The sequence below is a fragment of the Aerosakkonema funiforme FACHB-1375 genome (assembly GCF_014696265.1).
Taxonomy (GTDB): domain Bacteria; phylum Cyanobacteriota; class Cyanobacteriia; order Cyanobacteriales; family Aerosakkonemataceae; genus Aerosakkonema; species Aerosakkonema funiforme_A.
The window spans coordinates 53,584-71,785 of record NZ_JACJPW010000041.1; the positions used below are offsets into that span (position 1 = coordinate 53,584).

General features: G+C 43.5%; 16 protein-coding genes and 3 tRNA genes. 11 read left to right on the top strand and 8 right to left on the bottom strand.

Translation table 11 applies throughout. The annotated features are described in order from the left end of the window. The first annotated feature begins 211 nt into the window (after nt 1-211). The 9 genes from H6G03_RS17190 (at nt 212) to H6G03_RS17230 (ending at nt 7,462) form a co-directional block, all read left to right on the top strand. A complete protein-coding gene (locus H6G03_RS17190) occupies nt 212-577 on the top strand; it encodes a hypothetical protein (protein ID WP_190465760.1) in 366 nt (121 codons plus the stop codon). Continuing rightward, nucleotides 577-1,032, top strand: a complete 456-nt coding sequence (locus H6G03_RS38095) for a pepsin/retropepsin-like aspartic protease family protein (protein ID WP_242060416.1) — start codon at nt 577-579, stop codon at nt 1,030-1,032. The genes H6G03_RS17190 and H6G03_RS38095 overlap by 1 nt, the downstream gene beginning before the upstream one ends. 367 nt (nt 1,033-1,399) lie before the next feature. Continuing rightward, nucleotides 1,400-2,299, top strand: coding sequence for a hypothetical protein (locus H6G03_RS17200; RefSeq protein WP_190465792.1), 900 nt, complete (start codon nt 1,400-1,402; stop codon nt 2,297-2,299). 86 nt (nt 2,300-2,385) lie between these two features. Further along, a complete protein-coding gene (locus H6G03_RS17205; RefSeq protein WP_190465762.1) occupies nt 2,386-3,786 on the top strand; it encodes a reverse transcriptase family protein in 1,401 nt (466 codons plus the stop codon). A 797-nt stretch (nt 3,787-4,583) separates the two neighbouring features. Continuing rightward, nucleotides 4,584-4,653 (top strand) — tRNA-Ala (locus H6G03_RS17210). A 3-nt stretch (nt 4,654-4,656) separates the two neighbouring features. Beyond that, nucleotides 4,657-4,731 (top strand) — tRNA-Met (locus H6G03_RS17215). 27 nt (nt 4,732-4,758) lie between these two features. Then, nucleotides 4,759-4,832: transfer RNA gene (locus H6G03_RS17220), tRNA-OTHER, on the top strand. 471 nt (nt 4,833-5,303) lie between these two features. Next, nucleotides 5,304-5,885 carry a YdeI/OmpD-associated family protein gene (locus H6G03_RS17225; protein WP_190465764.1) on the top strand — a complete coding sequence of 194 codons (582 nt, stop codon included), beginning with the start codon at nt 5,304-5,306 and terminating at the stop codon, nt 5,883-5,885. Between the two features lie 59 nt (nt 5,886-5,944). After that, the gene (locus tag H6G03_RS17230) at nt 5,945-7,462 is read left to right on the top strand and encodes a slipin family protein (protein ID WP_190465766.1); all 1,518 of its coding nucleotides are present in this window, start codon (nt 5,945-5,947) and stop codon (nt 7,460-7,462) included. A gap of 102 nt (nt 7,463-7,564) precedes the next feature. Here the strand turns inward: H6G03_RS17230 and H6G03_RS17235 are convergent, their stop codons facing one another. The 6 genes from H6G03_RS17235 to H6G03_RS17260 all read right to left on the bottom strand — a co-directional run bounded on the left by H6G03_RS17235 (nt 7,565) and on the right by H6G03_RS17260 (nt 13,051). Next, entirely contained in the window at nt 7,565-8,113 is a 549-nt protein-coding gene (locus H6G03_RS17235; protein WP_191056116.1) for a hypothetical protein, read from the bottom strand. Next, a complete protein-coding gene (locus tag H6G03_RS17240; protein ID WP_190465770.1) occupies nt 8,077-9,153 on the bottom strand; it encodes a DUF4419 domain-containing protein in 1,077 nt (358 codons plus the stop codon). Before H6G03_RS17240 ends, H6G03_RS17235 begins: the two co-directional genes overlap by 37 nt. A 325-nt stretch (nt 9,154-9,478) precedes the next feature. After that, nucleotides 9,479-10,111 (bottom strand): pentapeptide repeat-containing protein, encoded by a 633-nt coding sequence (locus H6G03_RS17245; RefSeq protein WP_242056850.1) that lies wholly within the window; start codon nt 10,109-10,111, stop codon nt 9,479-9,481. 546 nt (nt 10,112-10,657) lie between these two features. Continuing rightward, nucleotides 10,658-10,810 (bottom strand): hypothetical protein, encoded by a 153-nt coding sequence (locus H6G03_RS17250; protein ID WP_190465772.1) that lies wholly within the window; start codon nt 10,808-10,810, stop codon nt 10,658-10,660. Nucleotides 10,811-11,038: 228 nt separating this feature from the next. Further along, nucleotides 11,039-11,311, bottom strand: a complete 273-nt coding sequence (locus tag H6G03_RS17255) for an RNA recognition motif domain-containing protein (protein WP_190465774.1) — start codon at nt 11,309-11,311, stop codon at nt 11,039-11,041. Between the two features lie 891 nt (nt 11,312-12,202). Then, complete coding sequence (locus tag H6G03_RS17260; RefSeq protein ID WP_322111920.1) at nt 12,203-13,051, bottom strand: pentapeptide repeat-containing protein; 849 nt, start codon at nt 13,049-13,051, stop codon at nt 12,203-12,205. Between the two features lie 624 nt (nt 13,052-13,675). On the opposite strand from H6G03_RS17260, the gene H6G03_RS17265 reads away from it, so the two are divergent. Together H6G03_RS17265 and H6G03_RS17270 are read left to right on the top strand one after the other, a co-directional pair. Then, nucleotides 13,676-15,100, top strand: coding sequence for a dihydrolipoyl dehydrogenase family protein (locus tag H6G03_RS17265; RefSeq protein WP_190465777.1), 1,425 nt, complete (start codon nt 13,676-13,678; stop codon nt 15,098-15,100). A gap of 115 nt (nt 15,101-15,215) precedes the next feature. Then, nucleotides 15,216-16,058, top strand: coding sequence for a metallophosphoesterase (locus H6G03_RS17270; RefSeq protein WP_190465778.1), 843 nt, complete (start codon nt 15,216-15,218; stop codon nt 16,056-16,058). A gap of 121 nt (nt 16,059-16,179) precedes the next feature. Here the strand turns inward: H6G03_RS17270 and H6G03_RS17275 are convergent, their stop codons facing one another. Further along, nucleotides 16,180-16,380: a hypothetical protein gene (locus H6G03_RS17275; RefSeq protein ID WP_190465780.1), complete on the bottom strand. Its 201-nt coding sequence runs from the start codon at nt 16,378-16,380 to the stop codon at nt 16,180-16,182. 249 nt (nt 16,381-16,629) lie between these two features. Further along, on the bottom strand, nt 16,630-17,763 hold the full coding sequence (locus H6G03_RS17280; RefSeq protein WP_190465781.1) for a hypothetical protein: 1,134 nt from the start codon (nt 17,761-17,763) through the stop codon (nt 16,630-16,632). Nucleotides 17,764-18,202: the final 439 nt, after the last annotated feature.

Below are 18,202 nucleotides of genomic sequence, written 5' to 3' on the forward strand. Positions count from 1 at the left end.
ACTAATGAGCGATACTACCTGCACTACGCTTGAGTTGATCGGTCTAGTCCTGAGATGTTTACGAAGGGGCAACCTGATGGCAGTAGCGCATTATTTTTTCTTTCAATTAATCGAAATAGAAAATTTGTAGGGGAGAAGCATTCGGGCGACAATTTATCACGTAAAACCCAAAATTTTATATCCGAATGCTTCGCCCTCCCCCACTAATAATATGGATACCATTGAGCGATCGCCAGAAAATTACATTCAAGCAATGAACGAAGCCTTGGGTCAAGGCGGTCTTCACATCGCAACTAAAATATCAATAGAGGCGATCGAACATTACCCAGACCATCAAGAAATCCAGAAATACGCTCGTATTCTAGCTCCCCCAAAAACCACATTCCATAAATTGCCCCCCGATCTCTACGCACGCATTCATCAAGATTGGGTAATGCAGCATCGGTTTGACTATCGCGGACGATGGGTAGCACTCCGCGAAGGCAAATTGATTGCTGATGCGGCTTCTGCTGATGAACTAATCGATCGGGTAGGAGAAGAAAACATGAAAAGTGTATTTTTCACAGTGGTTTATTGATGATATTGCTTTCTCGTGATGGCGATACTTTTGCATCGGGTGCTATTCCATATTTTTACCGTCCAGCTACCGAAGGTGAAACCACAAATCGGATTATTCTGAGAGCAGAAATAGAAGGTTACGCCACAGAAGCGATCGTCGATACAGGTGCGCCTTATGTGGTGGTTGCACCGCGAGTTGCTAGGTTAGTAGGTTTTACTCAAGCATCTGCTTTAGATAGGGGAAGATTGCTAATTCGAGGAATGAGACTTGATGGAAGTATTGCACGTATGAGTATAACATTTCGAGCGCAAGAAGGAGAAAGCCTAACTCAAGAGGCTACCGTTTTCGTGCCGGATGTAGAAGAATATTGGGGCAATTTTCCCTCGTTTATCGGGTTAGCTGGTTTTCTGGAAAGAATACGTTTTGCTATCGATCCTTTAACTGACACTTTTTATTTTGGGCCACTTTCATAAAGCGCAAGTGCAAGATTTCAGTTAAAATAAAAAAGTTACTCACGCGCTATGCCATTCATGTGAAACAGCCTTGCAATTCGGGCGGTGGATCGCCGTCCTTGCGTTTAGTTCCAACAAGCATCACTAGCTTGCTCTTAAATGTACGAATCTGTCACGGATTTCCTATTACAGATAGGTTTCCGTGAAACTAATGAAGAAATCCGTAACAGATTCGCTTGAGTTGAGCAATCTAGTCCTGGGGTATTTACGAAGGGGCAACATTTTGGCAATAGCGTGTGATATTTTTTAATATGGCAATTTTTGACACAATTTCGCTTTTAATTTATTAATAAGACGTATGCTGACAAATTTGTAGATGGCAGAGGTTATGCAAAAACCGATTCGGATTCTATTGCAAACGACCATTCCCACGACGGAAGATGATTGGAGTATCGATCGCTTCTCATTATTGCGCGACTATCTCGCTTCTGTCAAAGACGAAGCGGGGAACAACCTCTTCGAGGTGACGGCGCGTGACCGAGAATCCGATGCAGAAGGAAACGACCCCATTTTAAGCAACCTTGGCGAATCAAATTTCGACGAACTATGGTTATTTGCAGTCGATGTCGGTAACGGACTCACGGAAAAAGACCATGCAGGTATTGCCGCATTTCATAACCGTGGCGGCGGTCTTTTTGCAACGCGAGATCATCAGGATTTAGGTTCGTCTATCTGCACTCTTTGCGGTGTTGGCGTTGCCCACTTTTTCCAAACGCGAAATTTAGATCCAGATGAATCTCGGCGTGCTAAAGACGATATTTACACCGAAAATATTTCTTGGCCGAACTATCACTCCGGACGCAATGGCGACTATCAAACAATTATCCCCGTCGCACCAATTCACGAATTATTAAAAAATCCCACATCGCCTTCAGGCATAATTGAATTTTTCCCGGCGCATCCCCACGAAGGTGCTGTAGGCGTTCCCTCAAGCGAAACTAACGGTCGTGTAATCGCAATGGGTAAAAGTAAAGTTTCCGATCGCACATTCAACCTCGCCGTTGTGTTTGAGTGGCCAAAAGATGCAGACGGCAACCAACTCGGTCGTGCGGTGGCCGAATCGACTTTTCACCACTTCTGCGATTACAATTGGGATGCAGATATGGGTTGTCCGACTTTTGTATCAGAAGCCCCCGGTAATACTATGAAGACAGAACCTCGCGCTTTGGAAGATATCAAAACTTATGTGCGAAATATAGGTTTGTGGTTGGCAAATAAAACCGTATAAGCCGAATTTCAGATTGCAAATTTAAAATTTTAAATTTGCAATCTAAAATCTTAAATTTGCAATAACCTCAATCAATTACCAACAATATGACTGACCAGCCAAGAACTCGCCAAGAACTGTACGATCGCATTCGTGAAACTTCTAGAGAAGAGGTAATTCTTGAGGAAATGATTCGCCTGGGATTTTGGCCTGCCCAAGGAGAAATACCGCAAGACCCTGCTGATGAAATTCGTCGTCGTGGAGAATTACAGAAGGAACTTAACGACCTCTACAAACAAAATCGTCAACTCAACGATGAAAATCTTCTCAAAAAACAGTTATACAAACAACGTTTAGCAGAGTCGCGGCGCAAGCGTCAGGAAACTAAAGAAAGGCGGGAAAGGGAAAGGCTAGAACGCGCAGAAGCTTGGCGACAAAAGAAGCAGCAAGATATTGTTTATTTAGGCGATCGCGTTTCTGGCGGACTCAACTACACCGACTGCGACGAACAGCGTTTGCAAAGTTACGGCTTACCCATTTACGGAACAGCCGAACAAATTGCCACCGCGATGGGAATTACTATGGGACAATTGCGCTTTCTCGCCTTTTCTCGCAAAACATCTCCCATTTCTCACTATATTCGTTTCAGAATCCCCAAAAAGACGGGAGGCGATCGCATCATTTCCGCCCCCATGCCGCGCCTCAAAAAAGCCCAACATTGGATACTTAATAATATACTAGAAAAAGTCGAATTGCACAACGCTGCCCACGGCTTTCGTCCGGGTCGTTCAATTGTCAGTAACGCCCAACCTCACATCGGTGCCGAAGTTGTAATCAACTTCGATTTAAAGAACTTTTTCCCCTCAATTTCCTATCAGCGAGTTAAAGGGCTGTTTATATCTTTGGGATATTCAGAAGCAGCAGCGACAATATTCAGTTTATTGTCTACAGAACCGGATATTGAGGAAGTAGAATTAGATGGCAAAACTTATTATGTAGCCCTGAGCGATCGCCACCTTCCCCAAGGCGCACCCACCAGTCCAGCTATTACTAATATACTCTGTCGCCGACTCGATCGCCGCCTCACCCAAATGGCTGAAAATCTTGGATTTACCTACACTCGTTACGCCGACGACCTCACCTTTTCTGCTTCTGGCGATAACCGCCGTCATATTTGTAACGTACTGAGACGCACCGAATCAATAGTCGAACACGAAGGTTTTGTAATTAATGAAGAAAAAACCAGAATCCTTCGCAATTCCCGACAGCAAGATGTAACTGGAGTTATAGTTAACGATAAACCCAACGTTGATAAGAAAACTCTCAAACGCTTTCGGGCAACTTTGTATCAGATCGAAAAAGACGGATTAGAAGGCAAACGCTGGGGTAATTCTTCAGATTTAATTGCCTCAATTCAAGGATTTGCTAACTTCGTCGCAATGGTCAATCCCGAACTCGGTGCAGAGTTTAAAGAACAGGTGAAACGCATCAGAGAAAAATATAAGTAAGGCCATATTTGTACAATTTCGCTCTACTTGAGTTATAATGAGTGCAAAGGTAGGAATACATTGTCCAATGCAATAGTCTGGGTTCTGTATGCCCAACTGGTACGCCGATCGTTGAATCGAGCGTATACCGCCGACCAATATATTACTACCAGTTGAAAGTTAACTCTCTTGTTAGAGCGATCGGTGGATCGCCGATCGATAACGGGTTTACCCCTGTACTTTCAGCAAAAACTCTTTCGCCCTGAATAAGGGCACCTTGTTAGGGACAAGGCACATTCGTAGTTACAAACTTGGTAGCTACAAATTCAGTAAAAACTACGACAGAGAAAATCTGTTTTCGTTTGGCAAACTCTGCGGTGTTGGTGTGATGCTATCGTTTATCGTCCGCGATATCGGTAGTCACAGCAAAGAAGCCAGTGCAATTGTTTTCTCTCTAACTTGAGTATGTTCCTTCGTTTGACACATCCATTTTTCTGGAACTGACAAACCGAACGACATATTTGAGCGCTGTTATCTTTTTCTAGATTGCCTTTGGGTAATCTAAGTAAAAATCCCAGCAATCTTAATCCAGTGAGATGAGATGCAATTTGCCCGCAACTGAACTGTAAACACCCGCATTTGCAGAGTTTAAAAATAATATTATTTAGTAAATCCCTACCACCTGACATTTTTTGTGCTACATTAAGTAGCGAGTTAGTAATACATTAACTGGCTGTGGTTTGGGTTCTGTATACCCAACTGGTGCGCCAACCTCTGAATTGAGCGTATATCGCACATTAATGCGTCACTACTCGACAGTTTGATTAGCTCAGTGGGAGAGCATCCGATCGCATCGGTAGGTCGTAGGTTCGAGTCCTACATCAAACGCCCTGGAAGTTAGCTCACTGGTAGAGCGATTGGCTCATAACCAATTTGTCGCAGGTTCGATTCCTGTACTTTCAACCAACCCTGTCCGGGTCAAAAGACAAATTCGCGGAATAGAGCAGTCTGGTAGCTCGTTGGGCTTGTCCCCAAAGGTCAGTGGTTCAAATCCACTTTCTGCCCCACCAACCCTGTCCGGGTCAAAAGACACTACTCTTTTAAAGTAGCTTTCTCAACTCTATTAGGAACTCTGCGATGTAGGTGCGTATTATCGATCGCTACTCGTGACGATCGCTAGTAACTGTAAAGGAGCCAGTGCAATTGTTTTCTCCCTAACTTGAGTATGTCCCTTCGTTTTACCGCTCCAGTTTTCTGGAGATAGTAAAGCGAACGGCGTATTTGAGCGTTGCGATATTTGTCTGAATTTCCCTTGGGAAGTTTAGACGAAAGTAGCAGCAATCTTAATCCAGTTTTCGAGACACAATTTGCCCGCAACTGAACTGCCAACACCTACACTTGCAGAGTTTAAAAATATAGTGTAGTATATGTATTATGCAAATCGTTCAAAAACTCAACTAGAGGTATGTTGTTGCGCTTCAGCGCCAAAGTGCAACAACATACCTAAAAAGCAAACTTTGCCTAATAACGTTCCCACTATGCAAAAATTTGATAACCAACTAGAAACATTTTATGCCACAAATGGCAAAGAATGGCGGGATTGGTTAGAAAAAAACCATCGCACCTCTATTGGTGTATGGCTAATTTATTACAAAGTAAAAAGCGGTCAGCCAAGCATTAAATATACAGAAGCAGTTAAAGAAGCTTTATGCTTTGGTTGGATTGATAGTAAAGTTAAAGCTTTAGACGCAGAACGTTATATGCAAATATTTACTCCTCGCCAACCGAAAAGTGTGTGGTCAAAATTAAATAAGCAGTATGTCGAAGAACTGATCGATCGAGGTTTGATGACTGAGGCTGGCTTGTCAAAAATTGTAGCCGCAAAACAAGACAGTTCGTGGAATACTTTGGATGCGATCGAAGCATTAATTATCCCAGATGACTTACAGCAAGCATTAGCAACAAACGAAACTGCCAATCAATATTTTGAAGCATTAAGCAGATCGTCCAAAAAGAATATCCTTTTTTGGATTGCAAGTGCTAAACGTCCCGAAACAAGGTCGAAGCGAATCGAGCAAACCATAATTTCAGCAGCGCAAAACCAGAAACCCAAGTTATAAATGTAGTCACGAGTATGTTATTTCAACTGCGAATTCCTAAATTATCTCTGCAATTTTCTATGTGGAAAACCTTTTACATCAAACCTAACGAAATTGGCATCTTATATCACCGCAGTGATTTTAAGAAAATCTTGCAGCCCGGTACTTACACATATTTCGGTCAGCACTGGCAAGTAAAAACTTACGATCTCAACCAACCAGAAGCAAAGATTGACAACTTGGAATTATTGCTGCGAAATAATAGTTCCGAATTACAGCAATATCTTTTAGTAGTAAGGACTGCATTCAATCAAACTGCTTTAGTGCGAGTGGGACAAAATTGGGTGAGTGTTTTACCAAATCAATTGCGAGCTTTTTGGCGCGGTTTTATTGACGTAAAATCTCATATTTTTGATTTGAATGAAAGCTTGGAATTACCTGCCGATTTCGTACAGCAAATACGTGGAAGTACCTTGTATGGAATCAAGAAATTCCAAATTTCAGAATCTGAAATTGGTTTGCTTTACGTGCAGAATAACTTTGTGCGATCGCTCTCACCGGGCGAGTACGCTTTTTGGGCTGTCGATCGAGATGTTACAGTCCGGAATCTCAGCCGTATTGTACCCAATCCCGGCTTTCCCTCCGAGGATGTGCTGATCGATCGACATCCTGAGTTTGTGGCGGCTTACTGCGAGATAGTTCAATTGCAGAATCAGCAAGTCGCCATTGTACGCGATCGAGGTAAAGTTATCTCCATCCTACCGCCGTCTAGCCGCAAATTATTTTGGCAAGGTGTGGAAGTAGAAGTAATTGACATCAGCAATGATGCTAAATTGCCAGCTAATTTAGTGACAGAATTAGTCTTGAATGCGCCAGAGATAGTCCGCAATTTTTTGCACATTCGGGAAGTTCCAGCACAGCATATTGGATTACTTTACATCAATCAAGAATTTCAAACACTACTCCAACCTGGAATACACGCTTGGTGGATATTTGGACGCTCTTGGCAAACGGAAGCAATTGACCTCCGCTTGCAAACTATGGAAGTATCCGGTCAAGATATCCTCTCTAAAGATAAAGTACCTCTACGCTTGAATTTAACTGCTGGTTTCCGCATAGTAGACCCATTGAAAGCCAAAAATAGCTTGTCAGATGTAGCTGCTTTCTTATACAAAGAATTACAATTTGCTTTACGGGCGGCAGTCGGCGAACGAACTCTAGATGCTTTATTGGAAGATAAAGGCGCGATCGATAGAAGCGTTGCTGAATACATTCGTCAGAAAACCGCAGAGTATGGAATTGAATTTGACTCCGTTGGCGTAAAAGATATTATTCTCCCTGGTGAGATTAAGACTATTTTGAGCAAGGTTGTAGAGGCAGAAAAAGCCGCACAAGCTAACGTAGTGCGCCGCCGTGAAGAAACTGCTGCCACTCGCAGTATGTTGAATACCGCTAAAGTGATGGAAGATAATCCTGTTGCTTTGCGTCTGAAGGAGTTGGAAGTGCTAGAAAGAATTGCTGAAAAGATCGATCGAATTCAAGTTAACGGCAGCTTGGATAGCATTTTGACGGAGTTGATTCGCATCAACAGGGAATAAATTTTATAGGGTTTTCGACTCGATAAAATACATCTGGTGTAGGGGTGGGTTTAGCCATTTTGGTGGGCAGTGCCCACCCTACGATTCATTCTGTCCGCCTACTTAATTATCCTCATCGAATGAATCATCGGGAATAAAGTCAGGCGCATCGAAATAGTAGCGTCCCTCTGCTTCAATTATTCGCTCAAATAGTTGGGGAATTCCTTTCGCAATAACCGCAGCACTTTCGGGCTTCAACAGCTTGTACTCTTTTTTGAAAGTTGAATCCATGAAAGGCATAAGTTCTCCTACAATTATCCACCATTCGCTATAATCTTTGTAAGTTCCATCTTCCCAGTTTCCCGTTGAGCGACTTACATCAGCATAAGCAATGCAACGACCGTCATTGAGGTCGATAAAAGCTGTCGCATATTTGTACGGGCGGTACATGATGTATAATAAGTAATCTTGTATCGATCGCACCCGCCAACTGTGTTCCGTATTGGCAAATAAAGTCGCTTCATTAAATCGTTCTAACAGTTGTATAAGTTCTCCTGGCATCTCCGGAATACGAACACGATTATTGCTCGATCGATCCAAAGGTGGTTCTGTTTCGTGTTCCTGCTCTAACAAATCTAACAACTTAGCAAAATTATCTCGCGAACTGCCCAACCTATTTCCGGTTGAAGAGTGCCGTCGTCTGGATCTTGTTTAATACCAATAAATCCACCTACTAATTCTAGCGATTTCTCACCTAACGCTGTCTTCAATTTAAATGGAGCGCAGGACAAACCAATAGGGATATATTGAGGAGAAATACCATCGGAAACAGTTATATCTGTGCGAGCTACATCTAGAATTGGATTTCTAATTTTAAAATCATTTGCGTAATCTTTAAGATATGGGAAAAGATCGGCTAACCATCCTGTAATTACTTCTTCCCCGTAAACTGACTCAGGTTTGTAAATCTCACGCCAAAAACTTAACGAAGGTTTGCCTTCAGCCGTTTCTACAAATCCTCGACAAATTGGCAACAACCTTTGTGTCCACCATTCAAGTTCGTATTCAGCTATCTTCTCGACACGATGCTGAATGCTGCGCCAATCATCCACTGTACCTTGCAAAGTCACGAAAGGAATACCGCAAATGCACATACGCAAGTAATCGAAATACTGCTGGAAAGCATCCATCATCACCATATGACTTGCAGTGCGTATTCTTGGCGTAGTGGTGCTGAAATTGCATTCCATCAAGTCGCACAAATCTGCACCTACCTCTGCGCGAATACCCCTAACCCATTGTTCTATAACTTTTTCCCAGTGGTGAGGTTGTGTCAGTTCGTCTGTTTCCGATTTAAGTACAATTTTCCCCTGATGGCGTACAAAACGAGAGCGAAGCGCTTCCGCGTTATTATTGATATGATGTGCAAAACCTTGTGCGATCGTCATCCAAATCGTATCGGGAGTAAGCAACAAGGGTCGATGTTGACTGAACGCTATGTGAACAGCGCTTACCAAAGCATTGTCGCTGCTATCTTCGACAAGTGGGAACTCCGGGTGGTGACTGAATGCAAGTACCGGACTTCCATAGCACTTTTCAAACTGTAACAAAGCACTTTTTTCTGCAACCAAGTCTTGACATGGTTTTACATCATCGACTTGGAAACAAATTTCTCCTACTCTCTGACTTATAATGGGGGCTATATCGTTCATAAGTAGCTTTGATTGAGGTAGATTTTAGGGCGGCGAACACGCGCTTAACCTATTTTATATTTGTTATTCAGAAAAAGGGTAATTATCTTTCGGATTGATTTTGCAAAATGCTTACTTAACGCAAGTTCCTAGTTATTAATTTTGAGTCTGTAGGGTGCGTCGATGTGCATAATTTTGGCGATTATGATTAATTTTATCGCTCGTGAATGAGCCTAATTAATCTAACACCACAAATTGAGTTAATTATGTCACATTTGAGTGCGATATAAAACTCGTCCTGCCAATTAACGCTAATTGGGATGCGGACTACGAAAGTGATGCTTTTTTAAGCCCAATAGTCAATTTTTGGATCGTCTTTATCCCATTCTGGATCGTCTTTAGCAAATTCACCCCATCTAACATTCTCTAAAATCGCTCCTTCAAAAATCGTGCCCTCAAGTTTAGCTCCCAGCAATGTGGCAGATGTTAAATCTGCTCCTGAAAAATTAGCTTCTACTAAGTTACTATTAGCTAAAAAAGCCCGCATGAGTTGGGCATTAGAAAGATTAGCTCTTTTGAAAGTGACTCTCATCATATCACAACCTTCAAAATTTGCTCCCGCTAAGATAGTGTCTGATAAATTAGCATGGGAGAGGTATGCTCCTCGAAAATCACATAATTCCAAATTAGCACCTCTCAAATCGGTAAAATACAAATCCACTTCTTTGAAATCCGCGCCTGCTAAGTTGATGCCAGCAAGAGAAGCGCCTCTTAAATCCCATCCAGTAAACACTTCTTCAATGTAAGGCAACTCCGACAGAAAGTGTGCCCAAGGCTGTTTTAATTGCAACGCAGTAATTACGTTGGTAAGCATAGCTTGGCATTTTTCATACTGCCATCGACTTGTCAATTTGATTCGATCTTTTTCTATTTCCTTGTATATATTTTTAGCCTTCTCCAACAGAAAATCGTCTAACATCTGTTACTCCTTTGGTGAACTTTACTAATTAATTTGAAAACTCTAGAGAGTCTGTTCTCAATAAAAAGAGGTTGTTTCCACAGGGATCTAGTTCCCAAAACCTTTACCTGTAATTGTTTGGGGGCGCTTGTCGCCCCCTGAACCGACGCGCTGATAATTTTCTCAGAATTAGTCAAGCTCAGTACGACTCTTGGAGATTGCGTTACTGCGAATTCGTTAGGACTCGATCGAATATAGTTGCTACTAATTGCGCTCCTTGGGAGAAAAAATGATGGGAGCAATTACGATCGCTATTGTTGCGCTTGATGCGTTCGCGATAGCGATGCGGAGCATTATCGCTTTGTTGTGCAAACTTTAGGTCATCCGCCCAAAGGAGAACTTTTCCTACCTACCGACTCTTTATGAGGAAATTTTATCGAAATTTGCAAAAATTACCAAAAAGCCCAAGCTCTGCGCCAAAAGATGCTCTACACTTTGAAGAAACACCCTAGCCCCAGAGATTGGGCAAATTTTACGCTGCAAAAGCGAAGCGAAGTGAGGCTAAGCCTACTCCTCTTCGTCGTCACCCTCTGCGGAAACAGACTGGTTGCGTTTTCTAGAAGAAGAAAAGTTAGTCGTATTTTTCCGTTTGCGATACTTTCGTGCGTATGCTTGGTTACGCAGTGCTTTTTCTTTCTTTAGATTGCGGCGTTTCGCCATTTTGACCTCATTGCGGAAAAAAACAGTAGCACTTCTGCAATATATTGAGGCGCTACTATCTTTAGGTATGATTAGGGTTGCCGCTTAGCCTTGTTTTTTAGGTAAGCTTAGTTAAGATATCACAAATTCAAAGCAGTGTCAAGACAAAGTTACCCTCACAAGGCTGAGGATCTGTGTAGGTTTGATTAATCTTAACCCCTAGTTAACACTAGAGGCATCCAACCTGTTCTAATAACTGCTGCGATCGCTACGCCTGTCTTCCTGGGGTCTTGCCTTGTTTACCCGCAGCTGACGCCCCATCCATTCAGAAGAGTTTAAATCCGAGATAGCTGCATCTTCTTCAGCTTCGCTGACCATTTCCACGAAGGCAAAACCTCGCGCTTTGCCTGTCTCCCGGTCTACTGGTAAGACTACTCGTTTGACAGAACCATACTCTGTAAATAATTGTTTAATATCTTCGGAAGTGGCTTTATAGGACAGGTTGCCAACGTAAATGGTCATAAAAAATCGTCCATCGATCGAGAAGACCAGATCCAGGCCAGTTAAGGATGTTCCAGAAGTATGACTGGCTTCGAGCTAAAAATTTACCGTACTTTTCCGGCCTTTATTCGGTACTTTAGCCCAAATCGGTCATTTTTTCCTTTACCTTACCGCACCTTGTATCTGCATTGCTGTTTATTATAGCCGGGTCTGCTCTTAGCCGATCGTGTTGGAGGTGACATTGTGAAAATCTTTTGCTGGCACTTTAGATAGAGCTACTTTTATCCAGGTGAAGCGATTTGGAGAGCCCTCGCTCCTACGGTAATTTAGAATACATTTTATTTAAAGTTTTACCTAAAGCAAACAAATGTAAACCCTTATAGGGATGAGGTTTCGCTGCGATTCCTACCCCTATTGCTGATTCAGTAGACTTACGGTTTCGGTTACGTTTTTACCTAAGTACAGGCTGGAATCGTTCTGATTTTGCGAAGTAACACCCAAGAAAAAGTTTACAGAGAACGTGATTGCAGCCGCTAGTATTAGTTTTTCCAACATACTCAACTCTCCCATTGACAGATGGCATCACCGCAGAAACACCGATACTATTAATATCGATCCTTTTTATAAGGTGTCTGGTGATGGGTATCTTTCAAAAAAGGTGACAATTATCCTAGTGTCAAGTGATTTAAGTCACGGCTACTTCTAATTTCCCTGAACTAACCAGTCAGTTTCAGCTAGCTAGAACAATCTCTCTCGGCAGGCAGGATGCCTACCCCACAAGAATTTTTGGAAATGTCTATTGAACAAACAAAAAATCAGAATAGTAATGCCATAAAATTGGCTGTACGGATGCGGTAAATGCAGCCTTACAGCCTGATACAGTATAATTTCAGCTATGCGACGCTCCAGGCATTAGAAAAACAATTGCAGCCCCAAACTGGCAATACCGCTTAAGAAATTAAGAAAATTCGAGCCGCCGCCAGAACGCCTGGGTTTATTAGCTGTTTCAATTCCTTTAATAACATCTTGAGCTAATTGATATCCCTGCTGATTTCCTTGCGCCGTATAAAGTTGTGCCGCTCGCTGAGTATCTGTCATCGCTCCCGTCTTGTCCCCTTGTTGGAAGCGAACCATACCGCGCCCCATGTAAACTTCTGCATAGTCGGGTTTAATATTCAGCGCCTGGTTGAACAGTTCCATCGCTCTAGCATAATTGTCTCTCTCCGCTTCTGCCATTGCCCATCGATAGAAGTCCTCAGCTGTACCGGTGTAACTTGGCAATCCGATCGCACCCAAAAAGTTAGCATTAGTTAAACTAGCACCAACCAAATTAGCCTGAGCGAGAAAAGTATCTCTCATATCCGCAGCATTCAGATTGGCACCGCTGAGATTGGCACCGCTGAGATTGGCACCGAACAGACTCACACCCGTAAGATTGGCATTGCTGAGATCTGCACCGATCAGGTTGGCGCGACTGAGATTAGCGCGAGTCAAATCAGCACCGCTGAGATTGGCGTTAGCCAAATTAGCCATCACCAATCCCGCATTGCTAAGATCGCACCTGGGACATTGCTTTGTGGAGAGCAGCTGTCTGATATGGTCGGGATTGGCAGCTTCGGCAGGATTTGCCAAACTAAAGGTTGTCAGCAGTGTTGCACTAGCCAAGAGTTTTGATTTCATAAGCTTATCGAGAACGATCGCCATCGGATCTTTTCTGTATATCAGCAATTGTGCTAAATCTGTGTCATTTCCACAAGTCATCTAAAATGCTGAGTCAAGACGAGCTAAAAAAAAGAACGGCAAATCACTGAGGTTGAGAGCCTGTGAATTCTGGTTGGCTAATACTTGTCAGGTTCTCTGATAGTAGATTGACCGCACGAGCGAATTCTGGAATCACTTCGCAACATCCGCGTCATAAATTGATTGTTTATCTCTCGACTTTAGTACAATTATCCTCATAACCGCTCCCCTGTGATTTAATTATTTCAAAATATAAAAGCGATGGCTAATTGTAGCTTAACGTCTTAACTTCGATAATTTCTACAAAACTCTAGATTGACATTTTCATCGAATTTTGGAATTGAATAAGTCAGTTAGTCAAAGGCCGATCCCAATCTTACAGTTCCTCAGCCCATCGTCTTCTAGCAAAAAGAATAGGTGACAATCGCATAGTTTGGCGATCCTAATGGCCATATACTACGCTTTGTCACGCAAGTTATTTCATTTTGGGGGAAGCACCCACCTGGGCACAAGATGTTGGCGGCACTATATTTATAGGCGATACTATAATAAGCCAAATTACTACATGGCATCAGTCAGCCGCAATCGGGGTGAGTTCTGCCAAAGAAATAAAGATGGAGACCGCATTTAAGAGGATATGAAAATATGGCAGCCGATTACGATATAGTCATTATTGGTGGTGGTTCCGCCGGGTTGGTTGTTGCCAGCGCCGCAGCCCAACTAAAAGCAAAAGTAGCGCTAGTGGAACGCGATCGCCTTGGTGGCGACTGTCTTTGGTATGGCTGCGTACCGAGCAAATCTCTCCTCCACGCTGCCAAAATGGCTTATCAAGTTAAAAATGCTGCACGCTTCGGGATCGACTGCGAAAACCGGGAAATTGAATTTGCCAAAGCTATGGGTCACGTCCGCAGTGCGATCGCTGCCATTGAACCCCACGATTCACCAGAAAGATTTCAATCGTTAGGTGTGGAAGTAATTTTTGGTTCCGGTCAATTTATAGACGAACAAACTTTTTCAGTCAATCATCGCCGTCTCACAGCCAGGGCATTTGTAATATCCACAGGTTCTCGACCCGCAATTCCTCCTATCCCCGGAATTCAAGAAGCAGGATATATTACCAACGAACAAGTTTTTCAGCTAACTAAATGCCCTAATTCGCTTGCCGTAATAGGCGGCGGGCCAATAGGATGTGAATTGGGACAAGCTTTTTCTCGCTTGGGTTCTCAAATAACTATTATTGCCAGCAGGGATTACATTTTACCCAAGGAAGATCCGGAAGCAGCCCAAGTTGTGCAATCTCAAATGGAATCGGAAGGAATTACTGTCATCACAAAAACACGGGTGGAACGAGTGGAAATCGCCGACGGTAAAAAGCAAATATGGGCAGGCGATCGCCAAATTATTGCAGATGAAATCTTAGTTGCCGCAGGCAGAAAACCTAATATAGAATCTCTCAATTTAGAAGCCGCAGGAGTGGCAGTTGACAAACAAGGAGTAACGGTAAATGCTAAACTCCAGACAACTAATCCTCGCATCTATGCTTGCGGCGATGTGATTGGTGGATACCAATTTACCCACGTCGCCAGTTACGAAGCAAGTGTAGTGCTAAAAAATGCCTTATTCCTACCTCTGACAAAAGCCAAGTATGAAATAATTCCTTGGGCAACATTTACCGATCCAGAATTAGCGCGAGTTGGCTTAACCGAACAGCAAGCTAAAGAAAAATACGGCGATAAAATTTACGTACTGAAGCAAAATTTTGCTGATGTCGATCGCGCCCAAGCAGAAGCCGCAACTGGCGGATTTGCCAAAATTATTACCCGCCCTAACGGTGTAATTCTCGGTGCCCATTTAGTCGGCCCTTCTGCCGGCGAATTAATCCACGAAATTGTCTTGGCAATGTCGCACAAGCTGAAAGTTTCTGCCCTTAGCAGTATTATCCACATTTACCCCACTCTAGCAGAAATAAACAGCAAAGCGGCACTTCAACTCACCAAACAAAAATACGCTAAAAACCAGAAACTCCAAACTATCCTCCAAAAAACCTTCCAACTTATGCGAAGCTTTTAAAAGCCTCACCCAATCTCCCTCAGTCGTAATAGCAGAGGAAGAAGACAAGCAAAAAATTTTTATTTGGCGTCAATCTCTGCCTACCTTTGCCTTAAAAAAAATTCATTTCTAAGTTATGCACAGGCTGTTAACCGGGGCATTGAAAGTTGAAAATATCACAGTAGCGATCGCAGACTTACCAGTATCGTTACATAATACAAAAATCGTACAGTTATCCGATTTCCACTACGACGGAAAGCGACTTTCGGAAAACTTGCTAGAAGAAGCGATCGCTGCTAGCAATCAAGCCGAACCTGACCTTATTGTACTTACCGGCGACTACGTAACCTCAGATCCCGCCCCTATTTATAACCTAGTACAGCGACTCAAACACCTACAAAGTCGTATGGGTATCTATGCTATTTTAGGCAACCACGACCTTTACTTTCGTCACTCGAAACAGCAAATTCGTACAGCCCTAACTAGCATCGGCATTCGCCTCCTCTGGAATCAGGTAGCTTATCCCTTTGGCCCAGGATTAGCGCTGGTAGGTCTTGCTGACTTCCATTCTGCCAAATTCAAGCCTGGGCCGATCCTCAAACAGATAGACTCCGCCATTCCTCGCATTGTCTTATCCCACAATCCAGATAGTGCTGAAGTTTTGCAACAGTGGCGCGTGGATTTGCAACTCTCAGGTCACACTCACGGCGGACAAATTTTGTTACCCCATTTAGGCCCACTACCTGCATGGTTGCCAACTCTTACTCGCACGATTCCCAAATCGCTGCGCCCCTTTCTACCATACGCCCGCAAAGATTGCCGCAAACTATTTCAGCATTGGGAATGGGCGCAAGGTTTGCATCAGATTGCCGCAAACCGTTTGTATGTCAACCGAGGATTGGGAACCTATTTACCCGGACGCCTCTTCTGTCCTCCAGAAGTCACTATCATCAAGCTAATGGGTGAGCCCGTGTCTTAGCAAGCATTTTTAAACCCGCCCAGCTACTTGGATAAACATTTAGTAGCTTGCGGCGGGTTAAGATCTGTCGATTTAATTGGAACGAATTACAACCAGGTGTTTCCAAAAAGAAGGAACTTAACTACAATAAGGTGGACTTGAACCGCAACCGACCGTAACCGGACTTTTGCATCACCTCCGTGTATTCACACAGCCGATTAAGATAGTGATATCTGCTTTGCGTTCTAATATCAAACATTAATCCGGGCTGAACGCAATGCCACTTTTCTTGGATGAATCTCACATCGGTCAGACGTTGCGTTTGGATTGGAGCGGGAGGCACTAGCTCGAATCCAAGTGTTTTGTTTGAAGACTTTATTGATTCGTGCCTTAGTTTTTAAGTTAGCATTTGTTTCCCAGCGGTGCGATAGTTATTTACAAAAGTTTATAGAGTTTTAATTTTTGAAATAGTTCATTACTCTGATTAATTTTGAAGCGATCGTACAGAAAAAAAGCCTCCCTTGATCTTAGGAGGCAAAAGATTGAGCGACTATCAAGAAGCTATTAGAAAAAAGGATGCAAAATTTGGCTTTTATTGGCCTGAACCGCCCGCGCTACCTGCGCCAGCACCGCTCCCGGATGTGCCGCTACCTGTCGCACCACCAGTAGAACCGCTCCCGGATGTGCCGCTACCTGTCGCACCACCAGTAGAACCGCTCCCGGATGTACCATTACCTGTAGTACCGCCGAGGGAACCGCTACCGGATGTACCATTACCTGTAGTAGCGCCGAGGGAACCGCTACCGGATGTACCATTACCTGTAGTACCGCCGAGGGAACCACTACCGGATGTACCATTATCTGTAGTACCGCCGAGGGAACCGCTACCGGATGTACCATTACCTGTAGTACCGCCGGTGGTAGAACCGTTACCGAATGTACCATTACCTGTAGTACCGCCGAGGGAACCGCTACCGGATGTACCATTATCTGTAGTACCGCCGGTGGTAGAACCGCTACCGGATGTGGTGCCACTGTTACCTAAAGAACCTGAAGTTGCAGCGTCATCATTTTGGTTTTGCGATCGATCCGGTGCTGTCTGTACAGAAGGCAACTGTCTAGTTCCCGTAGAAGTGCCTGTTGAGCTTTGGGATCTACTTTCACTGCCCGAACTTTGATTTTGTTGTCCAGAACTTGGTGGAACGTTAATGTTAGTTTGTGGAGCTGGTGCTGGAGAAGATGGTGATTGTTGAATAGTAATGTTCGGTTGCGGTGATGGAGAAGCCGGCGTTTGTCTTTGGGGAACCGGAACTACTACTGGAGATCTATCTATAGTTGTTTCGCGCTGTATTATCGTTCTATCTGGAGCCGGACTGGGTGATTGATTTGCTCTAGGTGCCGGTACGGGAACGATCGCAGGTGCAGGTACGGGCTCATTATTCCGCTGGTTGAAGAAGTATAATCCAGCAGCACCGAGACCGACAAGAGAAGTGAGGATAATCCCCAGTAGCAAGCCGCGAGCTGCATTATTATTATCGCGAGTAGTTTGGTAACCTTGTTGGTGGCGACGTTCGGCCATGCGACCGTGAGTGTAACCGTCGCGATACTCATCTGGTGTTGTACCGTGAACTGTTTCCGTGTTTTGCGTTACTCTGCTATCAGTGTTTCCTTTGGGATCTTGATAAAATTCACGCTCAGAGGTGGTGCGATTGTTGTGGTCTGTCATGGCTTTTGATACAACTCCCTTGCGGAATAAACAAATGGAGAAATCTACTGCACTGCCTAAAAAGCAGATTTAAACAGCGATTTATTTGTTCTATTAATTAAGCAGGATTTATTTTTTATCCTGTAAAGCTAGAATAACCAGTAAATTCTCACCCCTGGCTCTATCCCAAGTCGAAATCATCCTTACGTCAAAAGATTGACTTTATCCCTGGCACAACAGGGGATTGCACTAGCGCAATATCAATCTTAGGGTGTTAGACACGAACGTATTAAGATTCCACTTAAAACTAAGTTTGATTGGGAGATTATTCAAAACAACGATCGCACTTTAAATTACCGAAAACCGTGCGTGAAAGCCCCTGGCTTTAGACATGGGGATGAAACGCACCTGGCGATTTTAATCGCCGTCAAGTCCCTGGTTTCCACTTCTGATTCTCAAT